Source organism: Massilia sp. CT11-108, assembly GCF_047302915.1.
GTDB classification, from domain to species: domain Bacteria; phylum Pseudomonadota; class Gammaproteobacteria; order Burkholderiales; family Burkholderiaceae_D; genus Telluria; species Telluria orientalis.
In genome coordinates this window covers 1-8,945 of the sequence record NZ_JBKYMO010000235.1, presented here as the reverse complement: position 1 = coordinate 8,945, position 8,945 = coordinate 1, and the positions used below count along the sequence as shown (strand labels likewise).

Below are 8,945 nucleotides of genomic sequence, written 5' to 3'. Positions count from 1 at the left end.
TCCTAGTCGCCGCCGCAGCCGCCCCCGCAGCTGCTGCCGCAACCGCTGCCGCCGCCGTCGCATCCACCGTCGCCGCCAGCTCGTCGGCCACCTGGCGCCCCAGCAGATGGATGTGCCAGCCGTCGACGAAGCCGTGATGCGCCTGCACGGAGAACGGCAGTTGCAGGCCGTCCGGCCCGTCGCGGAAACGGCCCCACGCGAACGACGGAATGTCCGGCGCGGCGATGGACGCCATCGGATGCTGGATCGAGGTGAAATCGAGCCACGGCATGCAGGTGACGAACACCTGGTCCTTCGCGTCGCGCGGCGACATCGTGCGATATTTGACGTTCAGCACCGTCATGCTCGACGCCTCTTCCCGCGCCGCCTGGCCGCGCGCGACGAATTCGCGCACGTCGTCGGACCAGTCGAACTGCGCGAAATTCAGGTCGCCGTGCTGGTTCATCACGGTGAACGACGGCACGAGGCGGTCGATGCGGATGACCCTACCGTCCACGATACGGTAGCGGAAGTTCTCCACCTTCAGCACCGCGCGCAGCACCGCGCACAGCATCACGTGGAACGGTGCGAGGCCCTGCGCCTTGCACCACGGCCGGAAATCGGGCACGTCCAGCGTGAAGCACAGGTTGACCGCGGGGCTCTCCATGCGGTCGAAGAAGTCGAAGCGGTCGCGCCGCCGTTCGAACCCGATCATGCGCCGCTCCCGTCGAGATAGCGCGCGCTCCACGCCGAGATGACGCCGGCCACGTAGGCGGCATCCTCGCGCCGCGTGATCAGGTGGTCCATGCCGTCGAGCGAGATGAAACTCTTCGGATGCTGCGCCAGTTCGAAGATGCGGGTGGCGTTGTCCATGCTGACGGTGTCGTCCTGCGGCGCGTGCATCACGAGCAGCGCGCGGCCGAGGGTGGCGATCTTCTCGTGCAGCCGGTGCCGGCCGGCGTCCTCGACGAAGTGCTGGCGGATGTTGAAATCGCGCCCGGCCAGTTTTACCCGTGCCTCGCCCAGTTGCGCGATCGTGTCGAGGTGCTCGCCCAGCAGCGTGTTCACGACGTAGTGCGGATCGCTGGGCGCCGCGATCGTCACGATGGCCTTCGCTTCCGGCACGCGCTGGGCCGCCGCCAGCACGGCCGCGCCGCCCAGGCTGTGGCCGATCAGGAGCTGCGGCGCCGCGAACTTCGCGCGCATATAGTCGGCGGCCGCGACGAGGTCTTCGACGTTGGACGAAAAATTGGTGTCGGCAAAATCGCCGTGGCTGGCCCCGAGGCCGGCGAAGTCGAAGCGCAGCACGGCCACGCCCAGGCTCGCCAGGCCGCGCGAGATGAAGGTGGCGGCCAGTACGTCCTTGCTGCAGGTGAAGCAGTGGGCAAAGATGGCGTAGGCGCGCGGCGTGCCGGTGGGGGCGTCCAGCTTGGCGGAGAGCTTGCCGTGGGGGCCGGGAAAGTCGATACGTTCGGTGAGCATGATGGTTCCGTGTTCGTTGCAATCCGCATTGTGGAACAAGCCGGCAATCTTTGCTTGAAATCGCGTTCCGCGGGTGGAAATGCGTGAACTTTCGGGGCCGCGAAGGCGCTATGCTGGTGGCTTACCTGAAGGAGAACAACATGCGCCTCATCATCGCCCTGGTCCTGCCCTGGCTGACCTTTTTCACCGTCGGCCGCCCGATCGCCGGCATCATCTGCCTGATCCTGCAGATCACGCTGATCGGCTGGCTGCCGGCCACCATCTGGGCCGTGTATGCGCTCAGCCAGTTCAAGACCGACCAGAAGATCGAGCGGGCGCTGCGACAGCGGGCATGAACGTACCGGGGCGCCTCCTGCCGTTGCTGGTGCTGCTGACCGCCTGCGGGCAGCCGCTGGCGCCGCAGGCACCGTTGGTGCCTGCCTTGGCAACAGGCCCGGATACGTACCGCACGGCTGCGGCGTCCGGCACTGCCGTCTACGCAATCGACCCGGACGCCTCGCTGGTGGCCGTGACGGTACGCCGCGGCGGCCTGATGGCGCGGCTCGGGCATGACCACCTCGTGGCCAGCCACACCTTGACCGGCTATGCCGCGCCCGGCATGGGCCGTGCCGACGTCTCGTTCCGCCTCGACCAGCTCACGATCGACGAACCGCAACTGCTGCGCGACGCGGGCATCGGCACGTCGCCGTCGCCGGAAGCGGTCGAAGGCACGCGCAAGAACATGCTCGGCCCGGTGCTCGACGCCGAGCGCTATCCGGTCGTGACGCTGCATGCCGAGCTGCCGGCGGATGGCCGGCTGCGCGTCGCCATCACGCTGCACGGCACGACGCGCGGGCTGGAACTGCCGGCCGCGGTGCACGTCGATGCGGCGCAGGTGACGGCGAGCGGCACGGCGCGCCTGAAGCAGACCGATTTCGGCATCACGCCATTCGCCGTGGGCGCCGGGCTGCTGGCGGTGCAGGACGAGCTCGCGGTAAGCTTCAACATCGTCGCCCGGCGCTGGACCCCGCCTGTGAAATAAAAAACGCCGTGTTCCAAGGGAAGACGGCGAAAAGGACAACCATGCATCGATGCCGGTACCGCAGCGGCGGGACCCGATGGTCGCCGCCGCACAGGCCCGGGAAGCGTATCAACGTGTCTGGCCGGGGGTCTTGTTCGCGGGTTGGCGGGCCTGGTTGCCTTGCATATTGCCCTGGGCGCTGACTTTGCCGGCCGGACCTTCGGCCTCGACGCGGGCACTGGCTTCGTCACCGCCGCTTTGCAGGTTGCCCTGGTATTGTGCGCCGGCGTTGTTGCCGCGTGTGCCGTTGCCTTCGAACGGATCGCGGAAGCTCTTGATGGTTTCCTCCTGCTGGCGCAGGCTCTTGTCCGTTTCTTCGGCAGCGGCGCGGGTGACGTCGTCGGCCAGCACGCGGGCGGTACGTGACGTCTCCTGCACGTGCTGCTCGGCGACGCGCGTCAGGTCGACCTGGGTCGACGCGGCCAGCTGCGAAAGATGGTGGTGGTAAGCGCGCAGCTTGTCGGTAGCGGGCTGGGCATGCGCTGCCGCGACCGACATCGCGTCGGCCGGGCGATCGATCGTCAACAGGCGTTGGCCGGCATTGGCGGCTTCCTCGAACAGCGTCTGGTTCAACTGCATATTCAGTTGGCCGGCCTGCTGGAAGGCACGCGACATGACCTGGGACAGTTCGTTGAAGAAAGCGACTTGGGCGTCGATGTGCGAGCGGAGGGCGGGATTGACGGATTGCGGGAATGGATACATGGAGTACCTTTATTTAAAAAGTAAGTAACGGGAATGCGATGGGACGCCGGAGGGATGCGCCGAGGCGCGTGGCGTTCGATGGGCGGAGCAGCATGGCTGCCTCGAAGGATGACGATCGCTGAAGATCGCGTGCAAGTGGCTTACTATGCGCTCTTTTTGGCGCGCACGCCGGAAATCCGCAAATGTATTTTCGTGTAATGGGCGCCGGAAAGAGAAGTTTGAAATCGCCAAGGCGCCGCGCAAAACGCGTCAGCCGCCCGGCCTGGCGAGCCCGGGCGCATGCTGCGCATACGCGAGCGCGGCGGACAACAGGTCGTAGCGATACGGGCCATAACAATAGCGTCCGTGTTCGTACACGATGCCGTGCGCCACCATGTGCAGCCGTTCTTCCGGCGTCGGACCGGCCCATTGCTTCCACTGGCGCGGCGTCGTGTCTTCGCGAAAACCGGGCCTGTCCCGGTCCTGTCGTGCATACGCGAGCGCGTCCGCGATGCGCTCGTAGCTGTATTCCCGATAGTGATAGGCGCGGCCGTCGAACGAAATACCCAAAGCGGTTGCAGAGGGTGGCAGAACAGGTGATGCGTCCATGATGTCCTCACTGGAAAGGCGCGACGCCGGTGGCCGGGACGGCAAGATGCCACCCTGAAGATACACCAGGATGGCGCTTCACCCGGCACGTTACGCATTGCCCTGCCCGGGTGGGAATGCGTGAGCTTTCGGGAGCGTTGAGTTGCTATGCTGCGTGTTCCATTGAGGGAGGTTGCCGTGCGGTTCGCCATTGTCGAGGGTACGAAAAGCGTCGCCGGTCTGCTGTTCTGGTCGGCCGGACACGTCGTCAACGCCCTGGTCCTGCTGGCGGGCGGCATCTATGTCCTGTTCTGCGTCGCCTGGCTGCACGCGCCGTTGCTCGACGTGCTGCGCGTGACCGCCACGATGGCGCTGCCGGTCCTCGGGCTGGCCTGGCTGTGCCGCTGGGGCGGGCGGCGGTTGTGGAAACCCGCGCCCGCGCCCTCGCCCGTCAAGCGCGGATTGCTGGCCGTGGCCGGCATCGCCGTGGTCATCGCCTGCGGCACGATCGTCCGCACCGGCGTACGGGACTACCAGTGCAGCGTCGACCGGTCCCGGCACGCGGCCGGCACGCAGAAGGATGGTGTCGAGCGCGTGTGCGCGATCGATCTCGATCGTTACGACATCGGGTTCCAGTCGCTCGCGAGGGCCACCCGCAAGCTGGCGTTCCCGCCGGTCGACCTGACGCACACGCCGTTCGCGCAGTTCGAGAGCCTGGGCGGCCGGGCCGAATATGTCAACGACATCCCCTCGCGCCTGTACCGCGGCTTCCGCATGCCGGACGGGCACCAGGTCACGCTGTTCGAACACGACATGTCCGCCGACGGCAGCCGCAGCTGGCGCGATCCGAAAGACGAGCCGGAACGCATCAATGGCCTGCCGGCCAGGCTCGTCATCCTGGAAACCTCGTCAGGCAAGGCGGTCTCGGTGCTGTCCTGGTTCGAAGGCCGGCGCGGCTACCAGCTGTGGGTCGATGCCAACGTCGTGCGCGTCCCGTTGCGCGACCGGTTGTTCGCACTGGCGGCAGCGCTGCCGCGCGCCGTGCCGGCCTGCCCCAACGAGCCGCCGCGCCCACCGCTGCGCTTCGATGCGGACGGCAATCCTGTCGAGGAGCCGATGCCCCAGGTACTGACGCAGGCGCAAATGGATGCAATCGTGGACGGGAGCAAGCGGCCCTGCAAATGAGATCAGATCCTGACCCAGCGCCGCCCCGCGAGCGATGTGAACGCGACGAGGGTGATGGTGGCGGCCAGGTGCATCGCCAGGTCGAACAATTGCCCTGCCACCGGGTGACACAGCCCCAGCAGCATTTGCGACGTCGCCGCGATCCCCAGGCCCGCAACGGCCAGGCTACGGACCGGATGCAGCGAACGGGTACGCCGGATCGCGGCAACCATGATCGCGACCATCGGCAGGCCGACGACCATGAGGAAGGCGTAACAATAGATCCCGTCTCCGGCATGTCCGATCTTGTCCATCGAATTCGCCACACCGGTCAGGCCGATCAGTAACCAGGCGGCGGTCAGTGCGGCAAGGCCGCGCCAGTGCCTGATGCGTTGCCCGGCAATGCTGAGGGCAAAGGCTGTCCCGATGGCCAGCATCCCGAGACAGAACGACGCCACGACCCATAACCCTGCCCACAACGCGCCCGGGCTGGACCAGTCCGGGCGTGCCTGCGGCAGGATCCGGGAGGCGAGAAAGCCGCAGGGCAGCGCCACGAGCATCCATCCTGCCGCCCGGCGCCAGGACGGTGCGGTCCGCTTCACGGGATGCGCGTCGCGGCACAGCCGTTCGATCAGGGCATCGTGATTATTCATGGTCGGTTTCCTTGTTGCGGCGAAGTGTGGCGAAAGCGCGGTGCAGCAGGGACTTCACTGCCGCCAGCGTCGTGCTGCTGGCCGCCGCGGCGTCGGCGAGGCTCATGTCGGATAAATGGACAAGTTCAACCACCCGCCGTTGACGCGCGGGGAGACGGCTCAGCAAATGATCCACTTGCCGCTGCGCCTGCCCATCCGGGCTGGATTCGTCCGGATGCCCGAGCACGGCCTCGTCATCGCTCACCTCCCAATGTTCCCTGCGGCCGCGCGCACGCAGCGCGTCGATGGCGCGCGCGGCGACGATGGCGGACAGCCACGGCAAGAAGGGCCGATCGGGATCATAGGTGTGCCGGACCCGGTGGACGGTCAGCAGGACGTCCTGCACCACGTCTTCGACCAACGCATCGTCCTGATGGATTTTTCGTCGCACGAGCGCGCGGATGACGGGTACGATCGCCTTCAACAGGCGACAGTACGCCGCCTGGTCGCCGTCCTGGGCGCGGAGCATGAGCTGCGGCCATGCCGCTCTCGAAGCATCGTTCTCGGTTGCGTTGTTCAAGACTTGTTTGCCGAAGCCTTTTTCAAGGCGGACACCACGATATCCGGACTGAGCAGTTGCGGCAGCAGCACCGGTGCGCCCCCATCGGCCGGATACACGACGTACACGGGCAGTCCTCCCCGGCCGAACTGGTTGATGGCCTGGTCGATCTCCGGATTATATGTGGTGGAGTCGGCGACCATGTAGATCGTGTCCGTCCGGGCCAATGCCTCTTTCACGACCGTGGTGGATAACGCCGCGCGATCGTTGACCTGGCATGTGATGCACCAGGAAGCGGTGAAATTGACGAAGATCGGCTTGCCGTGTCCGCGCTGCGCAGCGACGGCGTGCGGTGTCCACGCGACCGGCGTCTCCGCGCGTGCCGGCCCGCCCCCGCCATCGCTCGTCGCCGGCAGGCCGGCCAGGGACACGCCCACGCCCGCGACAAGAAGCACGGCAAAGCCCAGCAGCGGCCGGTAACGCAATCCGGCAATCTGGCGCCGTTGTGCCAGGCCGTACACCCAGGCGGCCAATCCCAGTACCACGGCCGCCGCGAGCAGCGCGCCCAGTGCGGCGGAGCCTCCCTGCCGGTCGAGGACCCACGCCAGCCATGCCGCCGCGCCCAGCATCGGGAACGCCAGCACGTGCTTGAGCGTCGCCATCCACGCGCCGGGTTTCGGCAAGAGCCGCGCGCAGGCCGGTACGAGCGCCACGACGGTGAAAGGCGCGGCAAAGCCCAGCGCCAGCGCAAGAAAAATCGCCACGCCCTCGGCCGGCGGACGCAGCAGCGCGGCGCCGACGGCGCCCGCCATGAACGGCGCGGTGCACGGCGTCGCCACGACGATCGCCAGCGCACCGGTCAACGCGGCCCCGAGCGGCCCCGAGCGGGAGCCGGAGAGGTTACCGAGACGCTGCGCGGCAAGTCCGATCTCGAACACGCCCATCATGTTGAGCGCCAGGGCGAGCATGACGAGCGCCAGCGTGGCAATCAATACCGGCGACTGCAACTGGAAGCCCCACCCGACGGCGGCGCCACTGGCCCGTGCCGCCAACAGCGTGGCGCACAGCAGGAGCATGGTGACCACGACGCCTGCCAGGAACGCGAGTCCCTCCACCCGCGCCGCGCGCCGGTCGTGGACATGACGGATGAGGCCGAACGCTTTCAGCGAGATGACCGGAAAGACGCAGGGCATGAAGTTGAGAATCAGTCCGCCCAGGAAGGCGGCGGCCAGGGTTGCCGGCATGCTCGTGCTCATTTGGCCGCGTCATGCCATGCCTTGACGGCATCCATGGTTTTCCTGATGTGCTGTTCGGGGTTGGCATCCGTGTAGCTGAGCAGGATCTTGCCGTCGGGTGCGATGACGAACGAGGTGCGCTCGGACAGCAGGGTGCCGCCCTTGGTCTTGAACTGGGTCTGGTATTCCCCGGCCACCTTGGCGCCGGGATCGGCCGCCACCGCGAACTTGTCGCGGCATTCGAGTTTCGAAAACTCGGCGACGCGGTCGGCATTGCCCGCGGTAACGCCGATCACCGTCGCATTCAGCTTCCTGAAATCATCCGTCGCTTCGGCGAACGCATGCGCTTCCAGCGTGCAGCCCTGCGTGAATGCGGCGGGGAAGAAATACAGCACGACAGGCCCCTGGCGCAATGCTTGCGCCAGCGAGAACGTCATCGGCTTGCCGGCAAGCGCGGCCTGTAATCGGAAATCGGGGGCTTTCGCGCCTTCCGGCAAGGCGGCAAGCGCATGGGATGCCGAAAATGCCAGGATGGTTGCCGCTTGTGCCAGATAGGTGCCGAATCGTGCCATTGTGAACTCCTTGAAAAGTTGGTTGGCGATCCTCTGATCGCCCTACTCCCCAGTTCGCCGACGGCAGCCTGAAAGTTGCGGTCCACCATAAAAAATTTTTCTCACCCGAACAACCCGTGCAAGAACCACTTCGGCCCATCCTCCCCCATGCCGATCCGCTCCCGATACACCCAGTACAGCGTGTGATCGAGTCCCTCGGCGATGAAGTAGTCGCGCGTCTCCGGCCCATCCCACCAGCCGGCCTCGATACGCTCCGGATTCGACGCCATCCGCAGCGGTGAGCCATAGAACGGCCGGTGATCGCGCATCAGCAGCGCGATCGGCCGCGCCAGCAGCCATGTGGGACGCGGCAGGCTCAGGACGTCGGGCGGCAGTTGCGCGTTGCGGGCCTTGGCGCTGACCTTTTGCTGCACCGGCACCCAGACGTTGGCCTGTTCCGGGCGGTAGTCGGCCAGCGGCAGCGGTTGCAGGACGTTTTCCGGGCCCAGGCGCGCGGCCAGCAGTTCCAGCATGCGCATGCGGTCTTCCTCGCTGCCGCCCGGCTCGGGGAACAGCGACGCGTTCGGCGGCGCCATCGGCCGCACCTGCAGCGCTTCCAGCGCGAGGCCGATCACGGGCGCCTCCAGCGTCAGCCGGCCCAGGCGTTCCTTCAGCAGGCGCACGAGGTGCTCGTCGCGCCACGTCGGCTCGGCCAGCACGACCTCGACGCCGGTCGGCGGGCGCGCGACCCGGCCCCGCTCGTGCTCCAGCTGCAGGGTGATGCGCTCCACCGCCAGCTGGCGCGCGCACAGCCACCCCGTCAGCTGCAGCAGCAGGCATTGCGCGCCCGCCAGCAGCAGGTCGGCGTCGTCGATGCGGTCGTACAGTTCCAGGCGCGCGCGGAAGGTTTCCGGCGGAGATATCCACTCGTACAGTTCCGGCACGAGGCCGTAGGCGGCGTCGAGCAGGTCGAGCAGCTCGCGGCCGCAGCGCCGCTGCAGGCCGGGGCGCGGC

11 protein-coding genes and 1 pseudogene are annotated in these 8,945 nt (G+C 67.1%); 3 read left to right on the top strand and 9 right to left on the bottom strand.

Annotation, left to right across the window (positions count from 1 at the left end; genetic code table 11):
* Together ACEN88_RS18380 and ACEN88_RS18375 are read right to left on the bottom strand one after the other, a co-directional pair.
* Positions 1-694: CatA-like O-acetyltransferase (locus ACEN88_RS18380; protein ID WP_413341832.1), on the bottom strand; the 694-nt coding region annotated here is incomplete at its 3' end.
* Positions 691-1,461: an alpha/beta hydrolase family protein gene (locus ACEN88_RS18375; RefSeq protein ID WP_413341830.1), complete on the bottom strand. Its 771-nt coding sequence runs from the start codon at positions 1,459-1,461 to the stop codon at positions 691-693. The genes ACEN88_RS18380 and ACEN88_RS18375, both read right to left, overlap by 4 nt.
* Before the next feature lie 140 nt (positions 1,462-1,601).
* On the opposite strand from ACEN88_RS18375, the gene ACEN88_RS18370 reads away from it, so the two are divergent.
* Complete coding sequence (locus ACEN88_RS18370; protein ID WP_413341828.1) at positions 1,602-1,796, top strand: YqaE/Pmp3 family membrane protein; 195 nt, start codon at positions 1,602-1,604, stop codon at positions 1,794-1,796.
* Positions 1,793-2,482: a YceI family protein gene (locus ACEN88_RS18365; RefSeq protein WP_413341826.1), complete on the top strand. Its 690-nt coding sequence runs from the start codon at positions 1,793-1,795 to the stop codon at positions 2,480-2,482. The genes ACEN88_RS18370 and ACEN88_RS18365 overlap by 4 nt, the downstream gene beginning before the upstream one ends.
* Positions 2,483-2,590: 108 nt before the next feature.
* Here the strand turns inward: ACEN88_RS18365 and ACEN88_RS18360 are convergent, their stop codons facing one another.
* Complete coding sequence (locus ACEN88_RS18360; RefSeq protein WP_413341825.1) at positions 2,591-3,223, bottom strand: phasin family protein; 633 nt, start codon at positions 3,221-3,223, stop codon at positions 2,591-2,593.
* Positions 3,224-3,472: 249 nt separating this feature from the next.
* Complete coding sequence (locus tag ACEN88_RS18355; RefSeq protein ID WP_413341823.1) at positions 3,473-3,772, bottom strand: hypothetical protein; 300 nt, start codon at positions 3,770-3,772, stop codon at positions 3,473-3,475.
* Positions 3,773-3,988: 216 nt separating this feature from the next.
* On the opposite strand from ACEN88_RS18355, the gene ACEN88_RS18350 reads away from it, so the two are divergent.
* Positions 3,989-4,975 carry a hypothetical protein gene (locus ACEN88_RS18350; protein WP_413341821.1) on the top strand — a complete coding sequence of 329 codons (987 nt, stop codon included), beginning with the start codon at positions 3,989-3,991 and terminating at the stop codon, positions 4,973-4,975.
* A gap of 2 nt (positions 4,976-4,977) precedes the next feature.
* Here the strand turns inward: ACEN88_RS18350 and ACEN88_RS18345 are convergent, their stop codons facing one another.
* The 5 genes and pseudogenes from ACEN88_RS18345 to ACEN88_RS18325 all read right to left on the bottom strand — a co-directional run.
* The gene (locus ACEN88_RS18345) at positions 4,978-5,607 is read right to left on the bottom strand and encodes an NrsF family protein (RefSeq protein WP_413341820.1); all 630 of its coding nucleotides are present in this window, start codon (positions 5,605-5,607) and stop codon (positions 4,978-4,980) included.
* A complete protein-coding gene (locus ACEN88_RS18340; protein ID WP_413341818.1) occupies positions 5,600-6,166 on the bottom strand; it encodes a sigma-70 family RNA polymerase sigma factor in 567 nt (188 codons plus the stop codon). Before ACEN88_RS18340 ends, ACEN88_RS18345 begins: the two co-directional genes overlap by 8 nt.
* Positions 6,163-7,389 (bottom strand): protein-disulfide reductase DsbD family protein, encoded by a 1,227-nt coding sequence (locus tag ACEN88_RS18335; RefSeq protein WP_413341816.1) that lies wholly within the window; start codon positions 7,387-7,389, stop codon positions 6,163-6,165. Before ACEN88_RS18335 ends, ACEN88_RS18340 begins: the two co-directional genes overlap by 4 nt.
* 8 nt (positions 7,390-7,397) lie before the next feature.
* Entirely contained in the window at positions 7,398-7,952 is a 555-nt protein-coding gene (locus ACEN88_RS18330) for a peroxiredoxin (protein ID WP_056136532.1), read from the bottom strand.
* A 101-nt stretch (positions 7,953-8,053) separates the two neighbouring features.
* Positions 8,054-8,945 (bottom strand): annotated as a pseudogene (locus tag ACEN88_RS18325) (DNA polymerase Y family protein); the annotation flags it as partial.

Excerpts from the sequence above, each read along its gene's own strand:
- ACEN88_RS18370 (WP_413341828.1), top strand. The coding sequence starts at position 1,602 with ATGCGCCTCATCATCGCCCTGGTCCTGCCCTGGCTGACCTTTTTCACC.
- ACEN88_RS18375 (WP_413341830.1), bottom strand. The coding sequence starts at position 1,461 with ATGCTCACCGAACGTATCGACTTTCCCGGCCCCCACGGCAAGCTCTCC.
- ACEN88_RS18335 (WP_413341816.1), bottom strand. The coding sequence starts at position 7,389 with ATGCCGGCAACCCTGGCCGCCGCCTTCCTGGGCGGACTGATTCTCAAC.
- ACEN88_RS18330 (WP_056136532.1), bottom strand. The coding sequence starts at position 7,952 with ATGGCACGATTCGGCACCTATCTGGCACAAGCGGCAACCATCCTGGCA.
- ACEN88_RS18345 (WP_413341820.1), bottom strand. The coding sequence starts at position 5,607 with ATGAATAATCACGATGCCCTGATCGAACGGCTGTGCCGCGACGCGCAT.
- ACEN88_RS18365 (WP_413341826.1), top strand. The coding sequence starts at position 1,793 with ATGAACGTACCGGGGCGCCTCCTGCCGTTGCTGGTGCTGCTGACCGCC.
- ACEN88_RS18360 (WP_413341825.1), bottom strand. The coding sequence starts at position 3,223 with ATGTATCCATTCCCGCAATCCGTCAATCCCGCCCTCCGCTCGCACATC.